We start from the raw sequence: 22,621 nt of genomic DNA, 5'->3' as shown, positions 1-22,621 counted from the left end.
GTCGGACACAAAACGAACGCCCCTTCCCCACCCCTTTCTCTTATCCACATCGAGATGTTAAAAAGAGAGAGGTGGGGTCCCGCCGCAACCGCAAGAATCGGGAAGAAAAGCAGTTGGACGCGGCGCGGACGATCGCGCCGGATGACACCGCGGATCTCGCCTCCCAGCCCACGCACGTGCTGCGCGCGCTGGCGGATGAGGAGCTGCACAGCACGGATGAATCCATCCGCAAGGGCTCCGAGGAGCTGGACCTGGCGGTGGCGGAATTCGGCGAGGAACGCACGCGCAGCTTGTCCCGCGCGCTGTCTAACTCCCGCAAGACGCTGAACAACGCTTATGGCCTGCACCAGCGCATACGCAGCGAGCTGTACGCGGATGAGAACGAGCAGCGATCGATCCTGGTGGAAATTGTATCCACGTGTGGGCAGGCCGATGACGAGCTGGATGCGCGCTCCGAGGAGTTCGCCCAGCTGCGGCGCGAGCTGATTGACGCACCGAAGTTGGTGGACGAGCTACGGCAGGAGAACATCGCGCTGCGCACGCGCATTCCGGATGCGCGACAGAAGTTGGCGCAACTGGAGCAGCGCTACTCCCGCGAGCAGCTGGTCTCTATCGTAGACAACCCGGACGTGGCCGAGCACGAGATTGACGAGGCGGAGAAAGCTCTGGATGAAGCACGTACGATGCTGAACCTGCCCGCCGGGCGGCAATCCGGGCTGGTGGATGCGCTGAATGCCGCACGCATGGCGTGCCAGCAGGCGGACAAGCAGCTTTCGGCCGTGGAGCGGGCTGAAGAGCACATGACCGCTGCGAACCGGAACTTGGACGCGCTGAAAACTGAAGTAGCCGAAGAGCTAGCTGAGGCCGCTGATCTGCGGAAATCCGGCGCGGACTTTGACCGCTCCGGCTTGGACGCCGCGGTGGCGCGCGCGGAAAGCGCCTTGCAGCGGGCCCAGGAGATGGGCGATACGGATCCGCTGGGATGTTACTCCGAGCTGCTCGAAGCGGACGGCCAGCTAGACCTGGAGATGGACGAAGCGCGCGGCGCCGATAACAACTACCAGCGCACCATCCAGATGGTGGACCGGACGATCCACGACGTGCAGCAGCGCTTGCAGGCCGTAGAGGACACGATTTCCAACCGCGGAAAGATCATTAGCGTGGATACGCGATCCTCGGCACGGGCCGCCCGGGAGGCGCTGGACTTTGCCGTGCAGCGGCGGACTGAGCAGCCGAAGGAGGCGTTCCTGGCGGCCCAGCGAGCAAGCCAGATGGCCACGACGGCATCAGCGCAGGCCCAGCGGGATATCGAGGAGTTCAACCGGAGGAATAGTTACCGCGGCGGAGGTGGCGGCGACATGATCACCGGCATGGTGCTGGGTAGCTTGCTCAGTGGAAATGGTGGCTTCGGTGGAGGCTGGGGCGGCGGTTTCGGCGATGGTGGCTTTGGCGGGGGCTTCGGTGGCGGAGGTGACTTCGGCGGCGGTGGCTCCAGCAGCTTCTAGCTCGGCTCTGTTTGGCACACCAGCGCGGATGCCAAACAGGAGCTAGATAAGTCCGATCCAGTACATCACCGCGAACGGAATGAACAGCAGCATCAGCAGCGTCCATGCCCAGACGGAGGAAACCATCCGGACTTCCATGCAGCGTCGCGCCACCCAAGACACGAAGATCTGCACGTCAAGAGGGAGCTTCTCCCCCGGTCCCTCAAATTCCACATGCAGGTTTCGCAGCCCACGGTTGTTCGAGGTGAACTGACCCGCCTTCTGTCCGTCGATGTCGAGCACAAAGTTCTTGCTGGATTCCGCCACAATCTCAATGACGTGCCGGTCTGCCTTCACTGTGTACCGGTCAGACTTCTTGAATGACTCGTCGTTGCCGACCGCCGTCCACTCACCAGTCCCAGTTTGCGCGGTAAGTCCCTCAACTTTGCCGCCAGCGTCACCATCACCATCACCACCAACACCACTGTCGGAAACCTCAGCCGTCTCCAGCTTCCACACATCTCCACCGAAGCGGATGTGCGTCACGCCGCGCTCGTCAGCAAACTCAGCCACTCGATCCATGTCATCGGCTGGACCAGCATAAATAGGGAACGTGTGCCCATCACTTGGCACACCCCAGCGAATATCCTTGTTCATCTGCCGTTTAGCAACCAGCCAGGCGCTGCGCCAAGTAACCCTGCAGGTCCTCGATCTGCACGCGCTCCTGCTCCATCGTGTCGCGCTCGCGCACGGTCACCGCATTGTCTTCGAGCGTGTCGAAGTCCACGGTCACGCAGAACGGCGTACCGATCTCATCTTGACGGCGGTAACGGCGGCCAATAGCGCCGGAGGTGTCGTATTCCACGTTCCAGAATCCACGCAGCTGTGCGGCAACCTTCTCCGCGGTCGGTGTCAGCGTCTCCTTCTTAGACAGTGGCAGCACCGCGACCTTCACTGGAGCTAATCGGCGGTCTAGGCGAAGCACGGTCCGAGAATCCGTTCCGCCCTTGGAGTTAGGTACTTCTTCCTCGTCGTAGGCGTCGACAAGGAACGCCATCATCGCACGGGTCAGACCGAAGGAAGGCTCGATGACCCAAGGAACGTAACGCTCGCCGGTGGCCTGCTCGAAGAAGCTGAGATCCTCGCCAGACTCCTCGATGTGGCACTTCAGGTCGTAGTCCGTTCGGTTGGCCACGCCCATCAGCTCGCCCCATGGGTTGCCCTGGAAGCCGAAGTTGTACTCCATGTCGATGGTGCCGGCGGAGTAGTGCGCGCGCTCGTCCTCTGGCACGTCGAACTGACGCATGTTTTCTGGGTCAATGCCCAGTTCAACGAACCAATTCCAGCAGGCGTCTACCCATTCCTGGAACTTCTCGTCCGCCATGTCTTCGGGCACGAAGTACTCGATTTCCATCTGCTCGAACTCTCGGGTGCGGAAGATGAAGTTGCCCGGGGTGATCTCGTTGCGGAAGGACTTACCCACCTGGCCGATGCCGAACGGCGGCTTCTGGCGGGAGGTGGTCAGAACGTTCTTGAAGTTGACGAAGATGCCCTGCGCGGTTTCCGGACGCAGGTAGTGCAGGCCTTGCTCATTGTCGACTGGGCCGAGGAAGGTCTTCATCAGGCCGGAGAACATCTGCGGCTCAGTCCACTTGCCGGGCTGGCCGGTCTCAGGATCATTGATGTCCGCCAGGCCGTTCTCCGGTGGGTGGCCGTGCTTTTCCTCATATGCTTCCAGCAGGTGGTCAGCACGGTAGCGCTTGTGAGTGTGCAGGGATTCCACCAGCGGGTCGGTGAAGGTAGCCACATGGCCGGAGGCCTTCCACACCTGGCGAGGCAGGATGATGGAAGAATCGAGGCCCACCACGTCGCCACGGCCTTGGACGAAGGTGCGCCACCACTGCTTCTTGATGTTTTCCTTGAGCTCCACGCCTAGCGGGCCGTAGTCCCATGCGGAGCGTGTTCCGCCGTAGATTTCTCCACATGGGTAGACCAGACCTCTACGCTTAGCGAGGTTTACAACAGCATCGACAGTGCCAGCCATGTTTCGCGGTGCTCCTTGGAAATCTATGTAGGAAACGGTGTGGGAAGACTCTGGGTTGAGGTTTCCCAACGGAAGATAGTGCGTGCTTACTGGTTCACATCCTAGCGGTTTGGCAGGACAATGCAGCTACCGGGGTTTGCGGCGTTTGCGCGCCCACTTCCGCTCCCTGTTTCCGTGTGTTGTTGTGTTCTTCTTCCCGACGGCATACTCCTCCCACCCTCCGCGTTGGGGTAACCAAGAAGCTCAATGACAAGACTCCGGATAGTAACCGGGACTCCACTCCTGACTCGCGGGAGCAGCACACCCCGCGTTGACTGAGCCTCGTTTTGCACAATGATCCCCCGAAAGTGCCACGCACCTTTTCGCGACCTGGGGAAATGCAAAACCCGTGGCACTTCCGGGGGATCGTTGTGCAAACCGCTGGACCAGACGCCAGAAATGGACGGCTCGGGCCGAAGTAACGGAGCGGAAAACCTGGCACACGGGCCATACTCGGACAACGCAGTAACCGCACACAAGCACACGGGCGATACTCGGGAACCCCTGTGAACCAGCAGAAGATATAAAAGAACCCGCAGCTAGGGGGGGTTGCTGCGGGTTCCGGCCACGCTGTTCTCCGAAGAGAATGGGGCCTGTTCCCATAAGTTGGCGCAGCGTAGGGGGGGGTTAACACTGCGCCAGGGAACTACGTACATTAAACGTCCCACGTTGGTGGGTGTCAAGTCCTGGAGGGTTCTTTCCTCGCGCTTACTCGGCGGGCAAGGGCTGGATTATTGACACCTAATTGAAAACGATGATCTTGACGCTTAAGCTGGGGCTCTACCTGCAGAATCTCCGTATCCCACTAGCCGAGATGTCGCGAGCGACACACGAGAATACGCCAGCAATCCGTAGAAATAAGATTCACTCAACGCAGGCACAACGTACACACCGCAAACTCGCGATGCATTGCGCGCCAAGGAGCTTTCCATGACCCGTTCGACCGCTGAAACTCAGAACACTTCCGAGGGTTCACGGCCCAAGATCGGGCAGCGCAACACCCGACAGCGCGCTGCCGTCCAAGACGTGTTGGAGGGAATCACTACCTTCGCCTCCGCCCAGGACATCCACATGAAGCTCAGCAACGAAGAGAAAAAAGTGGGTTTAACCACCGTCTATCGCACGCTGCAGCAACTTTCTGAGCTAGGCGCCATAGACACTCTCCAGGACGATTCCGGCGAAACCCTCTACCGCAGCTGTGCCATGGATACCCATCATCACCACCTGGTGTGCACTAACTGCCGCACCACCGTGGAAATCGACGGCGGGCCCGTGGAAGATTGGGCGGAAAACACCGCCACAAAGTACGGCTTCCAGAAGTCCGGCCACACCGCCGAGATCTTCGGCCTTTGCAAGAACTGCCAAAAGACCAGCTAGCCCGCGCTGACCCCAAACAGGGTTCCCAGCAGGAACGTCACGCCAGCCGCGCCAAAGCCGATCAACAGCTGGCGCAGCGCACGCTTGCCCGGAGCCACGCCGGAAAGCAGCCCCACAATAGCGCCCGTCATCAGCAGCGCAATCCCCACCGTCACGCTGGCGATAATCGCCGCGGAGGTGCCGGAAGCACCGAACACATACGGCACCACAGGGATCACCGCGCCCACGGCGAAGCAGAAGAAACTAGAGATCGCCGCGGACATACCCGAACCGCCTGGCTCCTCAATATCCTCGACCGCCGAGCGCTCCAGATCAGACTTATTCCAATCATTGGCGCCCGCCTGGATGTGCTCAAACACGTCCTGAGCCTTGGCGCGGGCATCGTCCGCGCTCATGCCGCGGGCACGATAAACCAACTCCAGCTCGTTTTCTTCCATGTCCAACTTGGGAACGGATTCTTGAGTGTGGGGATCGGGGCGGTTGGCGTCGAGCAATTCCTGCTGCGAACTGACCGAAACATACTCACCCGCCGCCATCGACAACGCACCGGCCAGCAAACCAGTCAGACCCGTAATCAGCACCACGTGCGACGACGCGCCCGTGCCGACCATGCCCAACACCAGAGCCAAATTGGATACCAGACCATCGTTGGCACCGAAGATCGCCGCGCGGAAATCGCCGGACATCTTCGCGCGCCCACGAGCCGCCAGCCCGCGCACTACCTCGGCGTGAATCGCTTCGTCCGCGATCATCTGCTCCGAGGCATCCGCATCCTTGATGTAGTTGTTGCGGGACTCCGCGGACTGCAGCAGCGCCAACACAAACACGCTGCCGAAGCGCTTGGCCATCCACGCCATCAGGCGTGTGCTCAGGCTCGCCTGCCGCGGCAGACCTACGTGCTCACCCAGGCGGGCGCGCCAGTACTCCTCGTGACGAGTCTCCGCCTCCGCGATGCCCATGAGAATCTCGCGCTCCTCGCCGGTTTTCTTCCGCGCCAACTCGCGGTAGACCGCACCCTCGGCACGCTCGTCGGCGAGGTGCTTCCGCCACCGCGAGATCTGCTGGCGCGTCGGCTCAATCCCAGTTTCTTCGACCACCGCTCTCCCCTACTTCGTCCCGCCGAAACGGCGATCGCGCTTGGCGTATTCCAACACAGCCGCACGCAGGTGTTTCGGCGTGTAGTCCGGAAACAGTACGTCCTGGTAGACCATCTCCGCATACACGGACTGCCACGGCAGGAAGTTGCTGGTCCGCTGCTCACCCGAAGGCCGCAGGAACAAGTCCACATCCGGCATGTCCGGCTCATCCAAGTACTGCGCAAACAGTTTCTCGTTGACGTGACGAGGTTTGATCCGACCCTTCGCCACCGCGTCCGCCACCCCGCGCGCCGCGTCCACGATCTCCGCGCGCCCCCCGTAGTTCACGCACATCGCTAAGGTCATCTTGGTGTTGTCTTGGGTCAGCTCCTCGGCCTTTTCCAGTTCGGAAATGACCGACCGCCACAGCCTGGGCCTTCTGCCCGCCCATCGCACGCGCACGCCGAGGCTGTTGAGGTAGTCGCGTTGTCGCCGTAGGACGTCCCTGTTGAACCCCATCAGGAACCGGACCTCTTCGGAAGATCGACGCCAGTTCTCCGTGGAAAAAGCGTATGCCGAAAGGTAATCCACTCCGAGTTCCAAGCACTCCTCCACCAGAGAGATCAGAACGCCCTCGCCCCTCTCGTGACCTTCAGTGCGCACCATCCCCCGCTCTTCGGCCCAACGGCCGTTGCCGTCCATCACGATGGCGATGTGACGAGGAGTTAACTCCGTGGGGATATCTGCGCGATCAATATGGTCAAAGTTCACCAGTCCCATATTGCCAAAGAGTGCGCCTTAAATAAATAAGCGCACGGTGATCTTCTTGGGTGGTCCCTCGATGAATTCCGGGGGATCTCGGGATTTTCTACAGCGCGCCATACGCCGTGCATGGCGCTTCCAACTGCTGGCGGACATGCCCCAGCAATAGCTCGTGGGCTGCGCGGGCGATTGTGGAATCCTGCAAGATATCCGCCGCAACATCCGTGCGCCCCTTCGAAAGCAGCCACAGCGCATGCACCGCTTCTGCCGGCGGATGTGTGGCACCCGGGGGACGACACAACCCGCAGACAGCGCCACCCGCTAGGGCGTGAAACGCCCGGTGTGGCCCCCGGGCTCCGCACTGCGCACAATCCACCAAAGACGGCGCCCATCCAGCTTGCTGGAGACTCTGCAGGACAAACTGATCCACGGCAGATACCGGTGGCAGATGGGAATCGGGCGTGGCGAGGGTGTTGAGTGTGGCGTCGAGAAGAAAAAAGACCTCAGAATCGCCAAACAATAAGGCCATCTCCAACAGTGCGGACGCGGCGAAAAAGAGGTCCGGATCAGCCACAATGGCGGGCGCGTAAGTGGCCACGGTGGTCGCATCCGTCACATTCGCCAACCCGGAGGGGCCGGACTTGCGCGAGGGGTAGATCTGCACGTTCACCCGGGAAAAGCGATCCAACCTCGCGCCGAAACGAGACTTCGTCTTGCGGATACCCTTGGCCACCCCGCGCACCACGCCGTGCTTTGCGGTCAGCATCACCAGAATCAGATCCGCCTCACCCAGCTTGTGGGTGCGCAACACAAAAGCCTCGTCGCGGTAGTTCGGGGGACTACCGTAATGAGGCATGTGGACTTCCTAATTGAGCGAGAGCCCTTAGAAGGACTGGTTGTTGTAACCACCGAAAGGATCGTTGGTGGCAGAGGCCTGAGTGTTGGACTGTGCGAGGCGGTTGTTCATGCTCATCGCAGCCTCCGAGGTGCGGATCTGCGCTACAGAGACTTCCAGAGACACGCGGAACAAAGCCAGCATCGTCAGACCCAGCAGCAAGACGATAGGGACACCGAAGATGAGGCCGAATACAGCTTCTGCGCCACCGTCTGCCAACAGTGCCAGGCAGGCGATGATTCCGAAAAGCGTGTACAGGCTGATGACCACCATCGAAATGATGTAAACGGTCTTAGCCACAGATGGGGTGGCGTACTTGGTAAAGCTCAGATCGAACAGAGCGCTGAAGAAGCTGTCCTTCTTGGCACCGGCGATGGGAGCCTGCTGCTGCGGGTAGGCGCCAAACGCGGCCTGGTTCTGGCCGTAAGCACCGTACTGCTGATCCTGACCGTACTGCTGGGTCTGGCCGTAGCCGCCGGACTGCTGATCCTGACCGAACTGTTGATTCTGGTTGAACTGCTGGTCTTGACCGAATTGCTGAGTCTGGTCGTAGCCGCCGAACTGCTGATCCTGACCAAACTGCTGAGTCTGGTCATTGGCACCGAACTGAGTGGTGTGATCCTGGTTGTCCTGGGAAGAACCAAACGAAGAGCTGGCGGCGTGGGAGCCGTAACCGGTGGAGCCGGTGGAATCGTTACTTCCGTTGAACTCAGAGTTGGATGCTGAGTTGGATTCTGGGTTGGAATCAGAGTTGTTGGGATCTTGTGGAGTAGTCATAAGTGTGGGGATACCTTTCGGTCAGTGCCTTACAGTGCCTTCGAGATTCAGATTTAAAACCTACCAGCCTAGAAGCCCATCCGGCCCAGTTGCTTCGGATCAGACTGCCAGTTTTTCGCGACCTTCAAACGCACGTCCAAAAAGACGTTCTGCCCCACCAAATCAATGATCTGCTTGCGCGCATCATGCACCGTCTTGGACAGCCTACGTCCGTCCTTGCCACGCAGTATCGCCTTCTGGCCTTCGCGCTCCACGTAAATCACCGCGTGCACATCCAGCACGCCCTCGCGCGTGGGGTTGGGCAGTACTTCGTCGATCTGCACGGCCACGGAGTGCGGGAGCTCATCGTGCAGCCCGGACAAGGCCGCTTCGCGAATGAGTTCCGCCATGCGGGTATCGCGGTCATCATCGGTGATGTGATCATCCGGGTAGTAGCGCGGGCCCTCCGGAAGATGCTGAACCAGCACATCCATGAGCACCTCCAGCTGCACATCCTTGGTCGCGGACACGGGAACCACGTCACCGCCCAGCAGATCGTGCAAAGCCAGCAGCTGAGCACCCACCTCATCCTTGGATGCCTTATCCAGCTTGGTCACCACACCCACCAGCGGAGTCTTCGGCGCGGCAGCACGCACAGCCTCCACGATCCAACGGTCGCCCGGACCAATCTTCTCGTCCGCCGCCACGCACATGCAGATCAGATCCACATCGGAGTAAGTCTCCTTGACCATCTCATTGAGGCGCTCGCCCAGCAGCGTGCGCGGACGGTGCAGCCCCGGCGTGTCCACCAGAATGATCTGCGCATCCTCGCGGTGCACAATGCCACGGATTGGGTGGCGCGTGGTCTCCGGCTGGTCAGCGGTGATGGCGATCTTCTCACCCACCAAGGCATTCGTCAGCGTGGACTTACCCGTGTTCGGGCGCCCCACAAAGCTCACGAAGCCCGAGCGGAACCCCTCTGGGGCGGAGAAATCAGCGCGCGCGACAGGGGCATCTACACCCGCAGAGGCATCTGCCATCGCATCCTCGGGTAAAGCGGACTCATCGGGGAAGTCGGGGAAATCTGGAAAGCCAGTAGCCATGGGGTGTCATTTCTCTTGGTGTGAATGGGGTGTGGCGTCGGAGACAGAATCAACACGCTGCACCACCGCGCTACGAATCTTCATGCGACCACGCCTATCGCGGCCACCCTCGAACAAAAAGTGCAGTCCAGCAGTGGTGATCTCGGCGCCGGGAAGCGGAACACGGCCCAGCTCAAACGCGCCCAGACCAGCCACGGTCTCCACTTCCTCGTGTTGCTCATCGGAGAACTCAATATCCGGAGTGTCCTCGAGGATCTCCACGGGATCCTCGTCCAGATCCTCTGGGCTCGTGTCCTCGTCCTCATCGCGGCTTTCCAGCTCGGTGATCATCTCGGGGTCATTGAACAACTCCTCGACTTCCTCCAAGCTCAGACGCGCGACCACGCGGAAACGGCCGTCGCCCAGATCCTCGACAGGAGAAACCTCGGTGGCATCGTACTCATCCGCGATCTCACCCACGATCTCCTCCAGGATGTCCTCGATGGTGATCAAACCAGCGATGCCGCCGTACTCATCCACAAGCAAAGACAGGTGGATCTGCTCAGACTGCATGTCCTGCAGCAAATCATCCAGCAAGCGGGAATCCGGCACGAACTTCGCCGGGCGCATCACCTCCCGAACCTGGATCGCCCGCTGAACATCCGTCACGGAACCGCCAGTACGGGAGGTCTCCACGATGATGTCCTTCAGATAGACCACGCCGATCACGTCATCCACGTCCTCACCGATCACCGGCACGCGGGAATGACCAGAGCGGATGCACAGGTTCAGCGCCTGGTGAAGGTTCTTATCGCCCTCAATCCACAGCATCTCCGTGCGCGGCACCATCACGGTGCGCGCCGTGGTGCTGGCCAGGTCAAACACGGACTGGATCATGCGCCGCTCGTCGGATTCCACGATGCCGCGCTCCGAGGCGATGTCCACCATCTCGCGCAGCTCGATCTCCGTGGCGAAAGGACCGTCGCGGAAACCCTTGCCAGGAATCAGCACGTTGCCGGCCTTCACCAGCAAGTGAGAAACCGGGCTGAGCAGCGTTCCCACTGCCAACAGCACAGGAGCGGCCAACAAGCTGACCGTATACGGATTCTTGCGGCCCAGCGTGCGGGAGAGCACGCCGATAACCACGAAGGAATAGATGGTCACCACAGCGATAGTGGCCACGATCGCCCACGTCTCGCTGTCCATAACGCGCAGCAACACAGCCGCCGCCAGCACCGCGCCCGTGACCTCAGAGATGGTGCGCAGCAGCACCAGCAAGTTCACATGCCGCGCCTTGTCCGTCACCAAACGCAGCAGACGCTCCGCACCCGGCTTGTCCTCCTTGACCAGGTTTTCCACCCGCGCCCGAGAGATAGTCACCACTGCGGCTTCCACCGAGGACAGCACACCGCCCAAGGCCAGGGTCAGGAACCCGATGAGGATCCCCACCACCGTTAATGTGTCCATGCGGCTCGCTTTCCGTCGTGCTGAATCATGCTGTTAACCCTTGCCCATGCTGGAGGAATCATCGCGATCCGCCGCGGAAGGGAACGCGCCGGCGCCGGAAGGCTTCGGCCCGAACTTCACGCCGCGCTCCACTTGCGAGTCGTACCAATTGGCCAAGATCTCATTCTGCAGCGAGAACATCTTCTGCTCCTCGGCCGGGGTGACGTGGTCAAAGCCCAGCAGGTGCAGCACACCGTGCACGGTCAGCAGATCCAGCTCGTGAGCCAGCGAATGGCCCGCGCGGGTCGCCTGGCCTTCCGCGAAATCGGGGCAGAGCATGATGTCTCCGAGCATCGCCGGCGAGGTCGGTGGACCATCCTTGCGGCCCCACCCTGGGGTCAGCTCGTCCATCGGAAAGCTCATCACGTCCGTGGGACCAGGCAGATCCATCCATCGAACGTGCAGGTCAGCGATAGTATCCTCGTCCACGATGTGGATGGATAGCTCCGCGGCGGAGTGCACGTCCATCGTCCATAGCGCGTAGCGCGCCACGTCAATCAATTCTTCCTCGTTGACCTCACCGCGCCCGGATTCGTTAAAAACCTCGATGCTCACTGCTTGCCCTTCTTGCTGGTCGCCCTGGTTGCGGCCTGTTCCCGTAGCCGTTCTTTTTCATCTTCTCGACGCAATTCTTCTTCCGCCTCAAAGTGGTCATACGCTGCCACGATGCGGCTGACCAGGTGGTGCCGGACCACGTCGTCCTGATCCAGGCGAGCGATGTGCACCCCATCAACATCGTTCAGGATCTTCTGCGCCACGGACAGTCCGGACTCTTGGTGCCCGGGGAGGTCGACCTGCGTGAGGTCGCCCGTGACCACCATCTTCGAGCCGAAGCCCAAGCGGGTGAGGAACATCTTCATCTGCGCCGGAGTGGTGTTCTGCGCCTCGTCCAGAATCACGAAGCTGCCGTTGAGGGTGCGCCCGCGCATGTAGGCCAGCGGAGCCACCTCGATCACGCCAGTTTCCATCAGCTTGGGGATGGACTCAGGATCCACCATCTCCCGCAGGGCATCGTGCAAGGGGCGCAGGTAGGGATCAATCTTGTCCCCCAGCGTGCCGGGGAGGAATCCCAGCTTCTCGCCCGCTTCCACCGCGGGGCGAGTGAGGATGATCCGCTGCACGTCCTTGTTCATCAGCGCCTGCACGGCCTTGGCCATCGCCAGGTACGTCTTGCCCGTACCAGCAGGCCCGATGCCTACCACCACGGTGCTTTTATCGATCGCGTCCACGTACTCGCGCTGTCCCAACGTCTTTGGGCGCACGGACTTGCCGCGGTAGCTGACGATGGGTGCGGTGGACGTGGTTGCTTCTGCGAACGACGCCGAGGTGGATTCATCCACCAGCTGGATCACTCGCCTGGTGGTATCGGGCGTGATCTGAGATCCCCTAGCGGCCAGGGTGATCAGCTCCTGGACGATGCGCCGGGCACGAGAGACTTCCGAGGCCTCGCCACGAATGGTGATGTGATTGCCACGGGTCAGCAGATCCGCGTCCACTGCATCTTCCACGACGCGCAGGTTTTCATCGGCGGCTCCGGCCACCTGCACCACTGCGTCTGGATCTACCTCCACCGTGGAGCTGGCGACCCGAGGGCGAGCAGCGCTGCGCATACGCGCATCAATTGGTGGTGTCATGTCAGCCGATTGTAGCCTTACCCGTCTCGTTTCCCCAGCGTGCAGTCAGTACGCCTAGCGCGCCCAAAGCTACGCTGGCTGCCGTGGCGGTGCGCAACACCTCCGGACCCAGCCGAATGGGCTGTGCGCCCAGCGCGGCAAACTGCTCCAGTTCGTCCTCACTGACACCGCCCTCAGGACCGACCACCAGCACCACGTCTTCCACCCCGGAAAAGTCCACGGCTTGGATCCCCTGGGTGGCGGACTCGTGGAGAATCAAGATTTTTGGTGCGGAGGAGGCGGGGTTGGCGTCGAAAAAAGAACCCAGATCCTGTGGGTGGCGCAACAGCTCCGTGACCTCGGGAAGCAGTAAGCGCCGGGACTGCTTAGCTGCGGAACGGGCAGCATTTTCCCACTTCATCCGCGCTTTTTCTTCCTTGCCGTCCCACTTGGCGATGCTGCGCGAGGCAGCCCACGGAATGATCCGGTCCGCACCCGCCTGGGACATCAGATCCACCGCGAGCTCAGCGCGGTCGGACTTCGGGATGGCCTGCACCACGGTCACGCGAGGCACCTGGGGGGTAACCCCCAGCTGCTCGTCAACCACCACTTGGCCTGCGGACCAGTGCCCACGAATGGCGCTGCCCACGCCATCGGTGACCACCAGGGGTTCACCGTCGCGCATGCGCTTGACCTCAGTGTGGCGTGCCTCGGCACCCGTCAAGGCAAACGCGGAACCCGCACCGCAATCCTGCGGCAACGGGTGGATGAAGACCGGATCCGTCATCTAGCGCCCGAACTTGGCGCGCAGGCGGGAGAACAATCCGCTGCTGCGGCCCTCGGACAAGGTGGCCACGCCCGCGGTCTGCTTGGAGTGCGCGCGCAGCTTTTCCAGCAACTCCTGGCTCTGCTTATCCACGGAGGTAGGAATCATGACGTCCACGTGGGCGATCAAGCTGCCGGAGCCCTCGCGGCGCAACCGCGGCATGCCCAGCCCGGACTGACGGACCGTGGAATTAGGCTGCGTACCAGGGACAACGTTCACGGTGGTCACGGAGCCATCGAGCATCGTCACGTCCACCGAGGCGCCCAGAGTGGCGTCCACTGCGGGCACCTGGAGGGTGACGTGCAGGTCATCGCCATCGCGGAGGAAGTAGGGGTGCTCTTCCACGTGGATATCCACGTAAATGTCGCCGTTCGGGCCGCCGCCGGGGCCTACCTCGCCCTTGCCTGCCAAGCGGATGCGCATGCCATCGGCGATGCCGGCTGGCACCGCAATGTCGAGATCGCGACGGGAACGCACGCGGCCATCGCCGGAGCAGTTCTCGCACGGATCCTTGATGATCTCGCCGGTGCCCTGGCAACGTGAACACGTGCGCGCCACCTGCACGCGGCCCAAGATGGAGTTCTGCAGCTCCGCGACCTGGCCCTGACCCTGACAGGTCGGGCAGGTTTCGGGCTCGGACTTGTTGGCAGAGCCGGTGGCATCGCAGACATCACACTGCACGGCGGTATCCACGGTGACATCGCGCTGCACGCCCGTGAAGGCGTCCTCCAGGGAGATCTCCATCTGCAGCAGCGCATCGGCGCCGGGGCGCACGCGGGATACGCGCGGGCCGCGGTCGCCACCTTGGCCGCCAAAGAAGGCGTCAAAGATATCGCCCAGACCGCCGCCGCTGAAGCCACCGAAGCCGCCGCCTGGCTGTCCGCCGAAGCCGCCCTGCTCTTCCGGATCGCCTCCGGCATCAACGATGGAGCGCTTCTGCGGGTCGGTCAGCACTTCCTGTGCCAGCGCCGCTTCGCGGAACTTCTCCGCGGCCTCCTCAGTAGAATTTACGTCTGGGTGATACTTGCGCGCGAGCTTGCGGTACGCCTTCTTAATCTCCGCATCAGTTGCATCGCGATCCACACCGAGGATGCCGTAGTAATCTCGTGCCACGTTTCGGTCTCGCCCCTTCACATCAGGTAGTTGGCATAGTGAGTCCTCGATAACCGTATTTTCTGGAAAGGTTCTTCCAGATAATTTCTATCGAGGTAAGTTAATCAACTTTCACAGTCTACTCGCCCTACTCGCCCGCCAAAATGCGAGACACATAGTGCGCCACAGCAGCCACGCTGGAAATAGTCCCGGGATAGTCCAAGTGCGTTGGCCCCACCACGCCCAGGCTTCCCAGCACGGCAGATTGGCTGCCGTACCCAGCGGAAATGACCGAGGCATGGCGAAGCTCTTCATCCTCGTTCTCCTCGCCGATGCGCACTTGCCAGTTCATGTCTCGCGCTCCGTTGAGCATCTTGAGGAACACCACTTGCTCTTCCAGCGCGTCGATCAGCGGGGCGAACTCTCCAGCACCGATGAGGTTGGAGGTGCCAGCCAGGATGAGCTTTTCGTTGGGCCGTTCCAACAGCGTTTCCACCAGCACGGTGGTCACGGCCACGATTGCCACGCGCAATCGCTCGGCCATAGAAGGCCCCTTCGCCTCACCTGCCTGCGCGGAAATCTGGGCGCAGGCCTCATCCAACGTTCTGCCCACCATCGCGCGGTTGACGAACTCGCGCAGCCGGGACACGTCTTCCTCAGACAGCGCTTCCGGAAGGTCCACATTGCGTTGGTCCACGCGCCCGGTATCGGTGATCAGCACCAACAGCAGCCGCTGCGTTCCCAGGGAGACCACTTCGCAGTGCTTGACCCGCCCCACGCGCAAATCCGGCATCTGCACCACTGCCACCTGGCGAGTCAACTGCGCGAGCAACTGCACGCTGCGGCGCAGCACGTCCTCCAAGTCCACGCCGTTTTCCAAAAAGTCCAGGATGGCATGCCGTTCCGCGCGACTAAGCGGCTTGACCCGATGGATGGCATCCACGAACTGGCGGTAGCCCTTGGCTGTGGGGATACGCCCGGAGCTGGTGTGCTGCTGAGTAATGAAGCCCTCGGCCTCCAGCACGGCCATATCGTTGCGGATCGTGGCGGAAGAAACCCCCAGCTTGTGCCGATCCACCAGCATTTTCGAGCCCACGGGCTCCTGCGTGGAAATGAAATCGGAGACGATGGCCCGCAGGACCTCGTTGCGGCGTTGTTCAGTTCCTGCTGACATAAGCCCTCCTCTTTCCTCTGTGTACCGCAGAGTAGCGCCGCTGCGCTTTACTCCTGCGCTTTTCTCCTGCGCCCTACTCCTGCGCCACGATGATATCTGTCACGATACCGTCTGCTAAGTAACGTCCCTGCTCAGTCAACTTGATCCAGGAACCTTCCCCGCTGTTGAACGGGCGATCCTCCCCCGCCTCGCGGGTCAGCAATCCCAGCAAGACGTACTTATCGATCACCGCAGCTACCGCGCGCGCGGAATCGTCCACCACGATCCCCTCGGCCAAACGCAACCCCAGCATGATGCGCTCCGTGCGCAGATCCTGGTCCGTCAGCAGCTCGGTGGAGGTGATGGATGCGGGCTGGTCGATGTGTGCGTCGGACTCAATCAGACCAGCGAAGTACGTACCCGGACGCTTGGCATTGACCGTGCGCGTCAACCCGCCTGGGTTGTGCCCGAAGGCCTGCGGCTTCAACGACACGCAACCGTGCGCACCCGGGCCTGCGCCCCACCACTGGCCGCCGCGCCAATAGATGAGGTTGTGCTGGCACTCGCCGCCGGGCTTGGACCAGTTGGAGACCTCGTACCAGGAGAACCCGTGCTCCTGCAGGGCGCGGTCGATCATCGTGTAGCGATCCGCCAGGACGTCCTCATCGGGCGCGGGCAGCTCTCCCCGGCGAACCTTGCGCGCCATCGCAGTGCCGTCCTCCACGATCAGCGAATACGCGCTGACGTGATCCACGCCCGCGCCCAGCACGGCGTCCAGGGAAGCGTGCAGGTCATCGTCGGTTTCGGTGGGTGTGCCGTAGATCAGATCCAGGTTAACGTGCTCGAAACCCGCAGCCATCGCCTCCTGGGCGGCGGCCACAGGGCGGCCCGGCGTGTGCTGACGCTCCAGCACCTTGAGCACGTGCCCAGCCGCGGACTGCATGCCGAGCGAGATGCGGGTGAAGCCTTCCTCACGCAGCTTCTCGAAGTACTCCGGGCTAGTGGATTCCGGGTTGGACTCGGTGGTGACTTCCGCTCCTGGGGCCAGCCCCACCGTGCGCTTGACTGCCCGCAGAGCGCGGTTGAGGCCCTCGTGTCCCAGCATCGAGGGCGTACCTCCGCCGAAGAACACCGTCTGCACTCCCGCGAAGTCCCCGGGCACGTCCCACATCGCCGCGGCCCGGTCCAGCTCCGCTTCCAAAGCGTTCAGGTAGCCAGGGATGCTGTTACCGTGTTGGTCCCCCAGCTCCTGCGGGGTGTAGGTGTTGAAATCGCAGTATCCGCAGCGTGTGGCGCAAAACGGGACGTGGATGTAGAGCCCGTGCGTGGGGTGTGTGGTGGAAAGAGAGTCAGGTGAAACAGCGTCTGTCATGATGTGACTAGACTACTGCGTCCCGCGCTTGGCGCCGCTGGAGGATGCGCGCAACCACCGCATCTACCCGCGCCCGCTCCTGCAGAAACTCCGGTGGAGCCTCGCCTCGCATGGAGTGCGCCAGCGCCGGCTGCCGGTCGATGATCGCCCCGAAACGCCCCGCGATCTCCACGGTGTGCTGGCGCGCCTTCGAGTACGTCTGCGGCAGCAGCACGGACTGCGCCTCCAGCGCCAGGCTGGTCTGCTCCACCACCCATTCGGCCAGCTCAGTCAGCTCGGCGATGTGCCGTTCCACGTTGCTGCGCATCCACAGCCGCCACGCCGCGGTGGAAGCCATCGCGCCCGGTTCCTCCGGTGCGGTCTCCGTGGTGGTTGCGTTGCTATTTTTTTCCGACGCCAACTCCGCCACGTCCGCGCCCGTCTTATGCAGGAAGCTCAGCGTGCGGCCGGGGTGGGGATAGGTGGAGGTGATCCCGGACATCTGCCCGGAGCGGACACCAGAGACGAACGCTTGGCGCAGTCCGTTGAGCTCGGAAAGTTCAGGGCGAACCTCGGAGCGACCTTGCTCCACGATCTCGTCCAGTTCCATCAGACAGTCTTGGACCAACTCTGGGTCCCAATCCCCGATGGCTTGGGAGACGTTATCGATGTACCCGGCTATCTCATCGCCGATGTCATAGATGTTCTGGGTGAGTTCACGAACGCGCAAGGCAGCATCGTAGTGCACGCGTGACACTCCTCTCCCAGTCGCGGCGCTTTTCAGGGCCGGGCCCTAGAAAATTGCTCGCGGGCCGCGTCAGCCGGCCTGCGATATTCACGCCTGCAACCATAAAACAAGGCCACGCCTCCGGGGCGGAGGCGTGGCCGGTGTGGGGCGGACTTATTTGTCCCTATTTGCCGGAGTAGATCCAGGCGATGTCATCCGCGAAGTGCTCTGCCACCACAAAGCGCTTGAGTTTCATGGATGGCGTGACCTCGCCCTTTTCCTCGGAGAAGTCACGGGACAAGATGCGGAACTTCTTGATGCCTTCCGCGTTGGACACGGACTGGTTGGCCTCGTTGACTGCATCCTGGATGGAGGAGCGCAGAATCGGGTTCTTTGCTGCTTCCCTGACTGACGTGTTGGCAGGCAGGCCGTTTTCCTTCTTGAAGCGCTCAAAGGCTTCTTCGTCCAGAGAGATCAGTGCGCCGACGAACTTCTGATCGTCACCCACCACCATGGCCTGGGAGATCAGCGGTGCGGATCGAAGGATGTCCTCCATCGGTCCTGGAGAGACGTTCTTGCCACCGGCGGTGACCAGGATTTCCTTCTTGCGGCCGGTGATCTTCAGGTGGCCGGTAGGCAGCAGCTTGCCTAGGTCTCCGGTCTTGTAGAAGCCGTCTTCGGTGAAGTCCTTCTCCGTGGCTTCTTCGTTCTTCCAGTAGTAAGGGAAGACCACGCTGCCCTTGAGCTCGATCTCACCGTCTTCGGCGATGCGCACGGTGTTGCCGCCAACGGGCTTGCCCACGGTCCCGATGATGTTGTCTGGATCAAAGTTCACGGCGATGGCCGCGGTGGACTCGGTCAGGCCGTAGCCCTCGAAGATGCGCACGCCTGCGCCGCGGAAGAAGTGCATGAGTTCCGGGTTGAGCGCGGAGCCGCCGGAGATACAGTATTTCAAGCGTCCACCCAGCAGCTTGCGCAACGTGGAGTACACCAGGCGGTCGAACACTAGGTGCTTGGCGCGCAGCGCCAGGCTTGGGCCTTCGGAGCTGTCTTGCGCCTTGGAGTATTCGATTGCCACCTTTTCGGAGGCCAGGAAGATTTTATTCTTGATTCCGCCAGCCTCGGCTGCCTTTGCCTTGGCGCCGGCGTGCACCTTTTCGAAGATGCGTGGAACGCCCAGGATCATGTGCGGCTGGGAACGTTGGAAGGCGTCCAGCAGGGTGGAGACCTCAGACCACAGGGTCTGCTGCCCGCCACCGATGAACACGGTATAAGACACCGCCCGCGCTAGCACGTGCGCAAGTGGCAAGAACATTAGCGTTTCATAACCGGGTCCACAGGCTTCGCCAATAGGGTTCGTGATCAGGCCGCGGACTTCCGAAAGCCAGTTGTAGTGGCTCAGCGCCACGCCCTTGGGGCGGCCGGTGGTGCCGGAGGTGTAGACGATGGAGTTGATGGACTCCGAGGTCATGTCATTGATGCGCTTGTCCAGCTCATCTTGTTCGATGCCCGCGTCCGTGCCCTCTTGGATCAGGTCCTTGATGGCGCCGTTGTTGATGGAGAAGACCCGACGCAAGTGCGCAGTGCCCTCCTGCGGCTCGCCTTCCTTGACGAAAGTCTCCAGGCGCTGGGTGTGCTCGCTGTCTTCCGCAATAGCCACCACGGCACCGGAATCTTGCACGATCCATTCGCACTGAGAGGTAGAGGAAGAAGGGTAAATGGGCACGGAAATGGCGCCACATGCCTGGATGGCGAAGTCCACCAGAACCCATTCGTAACGGGTGCCGGACATGATGCACACTCGATCGCCTGGCTGTACGCCATTGGCCACCAGACCCTTGGCCACCACATAGGCTTCCTCGAGGAATTCGGACACCGTGACGGTGGTCCATTCAAAGTTCACTGGGCGGTGGAAGCTCACCGCATCTGGCTGCTCCGCAGCGAAATCTCGCGCGGCGGAGATCACTGTCTCGCGTTCGCCCACCGTGTACAGAGCCTCGGAAGTGAAGTCCGTCATTGTTCTCCTCAAATTGACACTCAAGAGTCTTGGTCAGGTTCCCTGGCACTCTTTCGGCTGCGTCCGGCGGCACTTCAAATCAGCGGTGCGAACCGTAACGGTCTGCGTCAGAGTTACTCACGCTTCTAATAATATATATGAGTGAAGCAGATCACGTTTCCACGCTAAATCGCGGGGTGGGTTATTGGCGAACTCCGCTGGCACAGGCATCCCCCAACCGGCACAATGAAACACGTGACTTCCCAGCCCCCACACACCACCGCACCCGTTCTGTCCACCACTGATCGCGAAAAGCTCGTTCAACTTGCACAGTTGTGCGGAGTCTCCACGGGGTACACCGGCCAAGACGGCCAGCGAATGGAGGTCTCCCCCGCCACGATGATTTTCGCATTGCGCGAACTCGGGGTAGCACTACCGGAACCGGTCGATGGCGAGTCCATTGAGCTCGCTACAACCCGCCTACGCCAGCAACACTTGGAGGCGGTGCTGGAGCCCACCATCACCGCGATCGCCGATACTCACCGCGATATCCGAGTGCATTGCCACGATGGTGACGCAGTGCGCGTCTGGGTAGAAACCGAAGCAGAGGGACATCGCATCGATTGCGTGCAGACGGACACGTGGGTGCAGCCCGTCACCATCGGCGCCACCACATATGGCACCGCCACCTTCACTCTCCCGGCCCTGCCTGCGGGATGGCACACTCTCCATGCGGAAACAGAGGGCGGACAGCAATCTCGCCACGTAAACTCTACCTTTTTGGTCTCCCCTCCCAGGCTCAGCTCCGCGGAGAAGTTCGCAAAAGAACCGGCGGTCGGCGTGATGGCCCAGCTCTACTCCCTGCGGGACCGGGAATCCTGGGGCATCGGCGATTACCGCACCCTCCACGCCTTCGGCGATGCCTTGCAGCGACTCGGCGGTGCGGACTTTGTATTGGTCAATCCGATGCACGCGGCGGAGCCCACCCCACCGGTAGAAGATTCCCCCTATTTGCCCACCACGCGACGGTTCACCAACCCCATCTACATCCGCGTGGAAGACACCCCGGAATACCGCGCTCACCCGGAACTGCGGGAAACTATCGCAGGTATGAAGGAATCGCTGTCCGAAGTCAACGGTTCCGCAGAAGAGCTGGAGAGAAACCCCGTTCTGGCGTCGAAAATAAGGGCGTTGTACCTGCTGTGGGCCGCAGGGCTCGGCGAACAACGCGAGGAACATTTGCGCGCCTACCGCGAACGGGAAGGCGAGGGCCTAGAAGGCTTTGTCACCTGGTGCGCGCAGGAGGCTCGCTCCTACGGCGCTGAGCACCACATGGAGCTGAGCGCGGACTTCTATGCATGGGTGCAGATGTTGTGCCAGGAGCAGGAAACTGCTGCTCAGCAGGCTCTGCAGGAGAGCATGCGCATCGGGCTGATGGCCGACCTCGCCGTGGGCGTGCACCCTGACGGCGCGGACGCGCACACGCTGGACAACGTGCTGGCGCCCGGCGCGAGCGTGGGCGCTCCTCCAGACGGATACAACCAGCTGGGCCAGGACTGGTCGCAGCCACCGTGGCACCCGTGGAAGCTGGCTGAGCAGGGCTACAAGCCATGGCGGGACATGCTGCGCACCATCTTGCGCAGCGCCGGCGGCATCCGCGTGGATCATGTGCTGGGTCTGTTCCGTTTGTGGTGGATTCCGCGAATGAGCTCGCCCACGCAGGGCACGTATGTGCAGTATGACCACGAGGCGCTGATCGGGACCCTGGTCCTCGAGGCCGAGCGCGCAGGAGCCGTGGTGATTGGCGAGGACTTAGGCACGTTCGAGCCGTGGGTGCAGGACTACCTGGCCAGCCGCGGAGTGATGGGCACCTCCGTGACTTGGTTCGAGGGCGACGAAAACGGTGCGAAGACTCCAGAGCGCTACCGCCAGCTGGCGCTGGCCTCCGTGACCACGCACGATCTGCCGCCCACGGCCAGCTACCTGCGCGGCGGCCACATTGAGTTGCGCGAACAGCTGGGCGTACTCACTCGTGACACGGAAGAAGAGTACGCGGATGACGCGCAGTGGCAACAGCAGGTGCTGTCCACCATGGGCAGCGTGGGAGCTTTCCGGGGGCTGGCCTGCCAGGACTACTTTGGGCCCGGCGGCGGCATCCACAACGAGGCACAGCAGCCCCAAACCGGCCGGGACCAGCGCCCGGGAGGCGCCGACGGTCTAGAGGGCGAACAATCCAGCGGCATCCTCGAAGGCATGCACCGCTTCCTGTCCTTTACCCCCTCGGCGCTCAAGTGCGTGGCGCTGGTGGACATGGTGGGTGACCTGCGCGCGCAGAACCAGCCGGGCACCACGCACGAGCTCTACCCCAACTGGTGCATCCCCCTGTGCGACCACGATGGCACCCCGCTATTCGTGGATGATCTCATTGAGCATCCACTGGCTCGCCGCGTGTTGGCCGCAGCCAAGGGCGAGCTATAGCGAGTAGCTGGTTCGGCTAGAAGATTTGCGTGGCGATCCACGCCACCACGAGCAGCACGATCAGCAGGATCAGTGCCTGGCGGACCTTGGAATGGTGCTTCATGTTCTAGCGGTCCTTTCGGGGAGTGGATTCTTGCGGCGTGTTTACTACTGGCGCGATGCGCTCCGGATCTGTGGCTGACGTTGGCTGATTCGGCACGGTATCAATGCCCAGCATCGCACGTTCCTCGTGGTTCGGCGGAATCACCCTCCACATCAGTGCATTGAGCCCCCATCCCACGATCGCCGTGATGAGCAGCACCACCGCGACCATCAGCGGGGTCTGCAACCACACTGGTAGGTTGATCAGCCATTCAAACATCAC

At 61.7% G+C, this 22,621-nt stretch carries 20 protein-coding genes; 3 read left to right on the top strand and 17 right to left on the bottom strand.

Going from position 1 to position 22,621, the window contains the following annotated elements; translation table 11 throughout:
* Positions 1-71 precede the first annotated feature (71 nt).
* A complete protein-coding gene (locus CS919_RS09525; protein WP_099299240.1) occupies positions 72-1,505 on the top strand; it encodes a coiled-coil domain-containing protein in 1,434 nt (477 codons plus the stop codon).
* Positions 1,506-1,547: 42 nt separating this feature from the next.
* Here CS919_RS09525 and CS919_RS09520 read toward each other — a convergent pair whose 3' ends face one another.
* Both CS919_RS09520 and CS919_RS09515 read right to left on the bottom strand, forming a co-directional pair.
* Positions 1,548-2,141 (bottom strand): hypothetical protein, encoded by a 594-nt coding sequence (locus CS919_RS09520; protein WP_099299239.1) that lies wholly within the window; start codon positions 2,139-2,141, stop codon positions 1,548-1,550.
* 7 nt (positions 2,142-2,148) lie between these two features.
* A complete protein-coding gene (locus tag CS919_RS09515) occupies positions 2,149-3,528 on the bottom strand; it encodes a glycine--tRNA ligase (RefSeq protein WP_099299238.1) in 1,380 nt (459 codons plus the stop codon).
* Positions 3,529-4,497: 969 nt separating this feature from the next.
* Here CS919_RS09515 and CS919_RS09510 point away from each other — a divergent pair.
* Positions 4,498-4,944, top strand: coding sequence for a Fur family transcriptional regulator (locus CS919_RS09510; protein WP_099299237.1), 447 nt, complete (start codon positions 4,498-4,500; stop codon positions 4,942-4,944).
* Here the strand turns inward: CS919_RS09510 and CS919_RS09505 are convergent.
* The 14 genes from CS919_RS09505 to CS919_RS09440 all read right to left on the bottom strand — a co-directional run bounded on the left by CS919_RS09505 (position 4,941) and on the right by CS919_RS09440 (position 19,800).
* On the bottom strand, positions 4,941-6,041 hold the full coding sequence (locus tag CS919_RS09505; RefSeq protein WP_099299236.1) for a VIT1/CCC1 transporter family protein: 1,101 nt from the start codon (positions 6,039-6,041) through the stop codon (positions 4,941-4,943). The two genes, CS919_RS09510 and CS919_RS09505, sit on opposite strands and share 4 nt — an antisense overlap.
* A gap of 9 nt (positions 6,042-6,050) precedes the next feature.
* The gene (locus tag CS919_RS09500) at positions 6,051-6,791 is read right to left on the bottom strand and encodes an isoprenyl transferase (RefSeq protein WP_370737759.1); all 741 of its coding nucleotides are present in this window, start codon (positions 6,789-6,791) and stop codon (positions 6,051-6,053) included.
* A 97-nt stretch (positions 6,792-6,888) separates the two neighbouring features.
* Positions 6,889-7,638 carry a DNA repair protein RecO gene (gene recO, locus CS919_RS09495; RefSeq protein ID WP_099299234.1) on the bottom strand — a complete coding sequence of 250 codons (750 nt, stop codon included), beginning with the start codon at positions 7,636-7,638 and terminating at the stop codon, positions 6,889-6,891.
* A 27-nt stretch (positions 7,639-7,665) separates the two neighbouring features.
* Positions 7,666-8,454: a DUF4282 domain-containing protein gene (locus CS919_RS09490; protein ID WP_099299233.1), complete on the bottom strand. Its 789-nt coding sequence runs from the start codon at positions 8,452-8,454 to the stop codon at positions 7,666-7,668.
* 68 nt (positions 8,455-8,522) lie between these two features.
* On the bottom strand, positions 8,523-9,473 hold the full coding sequence (era, locus tag CS919_RS09485) for a GTPase Era (protein ID WP_194186715.1): 951 nt from the start codon (positions 9,471-9,473) through the stop codon (positions 8,523-8,525).
* Positions 9,474-9,542: 69 nt separating this feature from the next.
* A complete protein-coding gene (locus tag CS919_RS09480; protein WP_099299231.1) occupies positions 9,543-10,982 on the bottom strand; it encodes a hemolysin family protein in 1,440 nt (479 codons plus the stop codon).
* Positions 10,983-11,015: 33 nt separating this feature from the next.
* Positions 11,016-11,576, bottom strand: a complete 561-nt coding sequence (ybeY, locus tag CS919_RS09475; RefSeq protein ID WP_099299230.1) for an rRNA maturation RNase YbeY — start codon at positions 11,574-11,576, stop codon at positions 11,016-11,018.
* Complete coding sequence (locus CS919_RS09470; RefSeq protein WP_370737758.1) at positions 11,573-12,655, bottom strand: PhoH family protein; 1,083 nt, start codon at positions 12,653-12,655, stop codon at positions 11,573-11,575. Before CS919_RS09470 ends, ybeY begins: the two co-directional genes overlap by 4 nt.
* Position 12,656: 1 nt before the next feature.
* Positions 12,657-13,421 carry a 16S rRNA (uracil(1498)-N(3))-methyltransferase gene (locus tag CS919_RS09465; RefSeq protein WP_099299228.1) on the bottom strand — a complete coding sequence of 255 codons (765 nt, stop codon included), beginning with the start codon at positions 13,419-13,421 and terminating at the stop codon, positions 12,657-12,659.
* A complete protein-coding gene (gene dnaJ / locus CS919_RS09460) occupies positions 13,422-14,573 on the bottom strand; it encodes a molecular chaperone DnaJ (protein ID WP_099299227.1) in 1,152 nt (383 codons plus the stop codon).
* Positions 14,574-14,700: 127 nt separating this feature from the next.
* On the bottom strand, positions 14,701-15,726 hold the full coding sequence (gene hrcA, locus CS919_RS09455; RefSeq protein ID WP_099299226.1) for a heat-inducible transcriptional repressor HrcA: 1,026 nt from the start codon (positions 15,724-15,726) through the stop codon (positions 14,701-14,703).
* A gap of 73 nt (positions 15,727-15,799) precedes the next feature.
* Positions 15,800-17,077 carry a radical SAM family heme chaperone HemW gene (hemW, locus tag CS919_RS09450; RefSeq protein ID WP_099299225.1) on the bottom strand — a complete coding sequence of 426 codons (1,278 nt, stop codon included), beginning with the start codon at positions 17,075-17,077 and terminating at the stop codon, positions 15,800-15,802.
* A gap of 7 nt (positions 17,078-17,084) precedes the next feature.
* Complete coding sequence (locus CS919_RS09445) at positions 17,085-17,804, bottom strand: hypothetical protein (RefSeq protein ID WP_099299224.1); 720 nt, start codon at positions 17,802-17,804, stop codon at positions 17,085-17,087.
* A 163-nt stretch (positions 17,805-17,967) separates the two neighbouring features.
* The gene (locus CS919_RS09440) at positions 17,968-19,800 is read right to left on the bottom strand and encodes an AMP-dependent synthetase/ligase (protein WP_099299223.1); all 1,833 of its coding nucleotides are present in this window, start codon (positions 19,798-19,800) and stop codon (positions 17,968-17,970) included.
* A gap of 234 nt (positions 19,801-20,034) precedes the next feature.
* Between CS919_RS09440 and CS919_RS09435 the strand changes: the two genes are divergently transcribed.
* The gene (locus tag CS919_RS09435) at positions 20,035-22,257 is read left to right on the top strand and encodes a 4-alpha-glucanotransferase (RefSeq protein WP_234990892.1); all 2,223 of its coding nucleotides are present in this window, start codon (positions 20,035-20,037) and stop codon (positions 22,255-22,257) included.
* A 106-nt stretch (positions 22,258-22,363) separates the two neighbouring features.
* Here CS919_RS09435 and CS919_RS09430 read toward each other — a convergent pair whose 3' ends face one another.
* Complete coding sequence (locus CS919_RS09430; RefSeq protein WP_143341785.1) at positions 22,364-22,621, bottom strand: hypothetical protein; 258 nt, start codon at positions 22,619-22,621, stop codon at positions 22,364-22,366.

Origin of the sequence: Corynebacterium dentalis (assembly GCF_900232865.1) — a bacterium.
In the GTDB taxonomy this organism is placed as follows: Bacteria; Actinomycetota; Actinomycetes; order Mycobacteriales; family Mycobacteriaceae; genus Corynebacterium; species Corynebacterium dentalis.
This window is presented reverse-complemented; position numbering and strand designations above follow the sequence as displayed.

Coding starts and splice junctions, on each gene's coding strand:
- CS919_RS09520 (WP_099299239.1), bottom strand. CDS start 2,141: ATGAACAAGGATATTCGCTGGGGTGTGCCAAGTGATGGGCACACGTTC.
- CS919_RS09515 (WP_099299238.1), bottom strand. CDS start 3,528: ATGGCTGGCACTGTCGATGCTGTTGTAAACCTCGCTAAGCGTAGAGGT.
- CS919_RS09510 (WP_099299237.1), top strand. CDS start 4,498: ATGACCCGTTCGACCGCTGAAACTCAGAACACTTCCGAGGGTTCACGG.
- recO (WP_099299234.1), bottom strand. CDS start 7,638: ATGCCTCATTACGGTAGTCCCCCGAACTACCGCGACGAGGCTTTTGTG.
- CS919_RS09490 (WP_099299233.1), bottom strand. CDS start 8,454: ATGACTACTCCACAAGATCCCAACAACTCTGATTCCAACCCAGAATCC.
- era (WP_194186715.1), bottom strand. CDS start 9,473: ATGGCAGATGCCTCTGCGGGTGTAGATGCCCCTGTCGCGCGCGCTGAT.
- CS919_RS09480 (WP_099299231.1), bottom strand. CDS start 10,982: ATGGACACATTAACGGTGGTGGGGATCCTCATCGGGTTCCTGACCCTG.
- CS919_RS09470 (WP_370737758.1), bottom strand. CDS start 12,655: ATGACACCACCAATTGATGCGCGTATGCGCAGCGCTGCTCGCCCTCGG.
- CS919_RS09465 (WP_099299228.1), bottom strand. CDS start 13,421: ATGACGGATCCGGTCTTCATCCACCCGTTGCCGCAGGATTGCGGTGCG.
- hrcA (WP_099299226.1), bottom strand. CDS start 15,726: ATGTCAGCAGGAACTGAACAACGCCGCAACGAGGTCCTGCGGGCCATC.
- hemW (WP_099299225.1), bottom strand. CDS start 17,077: ATGACAGACGCTGTTTCACCTGACTCTCTTTCCACCACACACCCCACG.
- CS919_RS09440 (WP_099299223.1), bottom strand. CDS start 19,800: ATGACGGACTTCACTTCCGAGGCTCTGTACACGGTGGGCGAACGCGAG.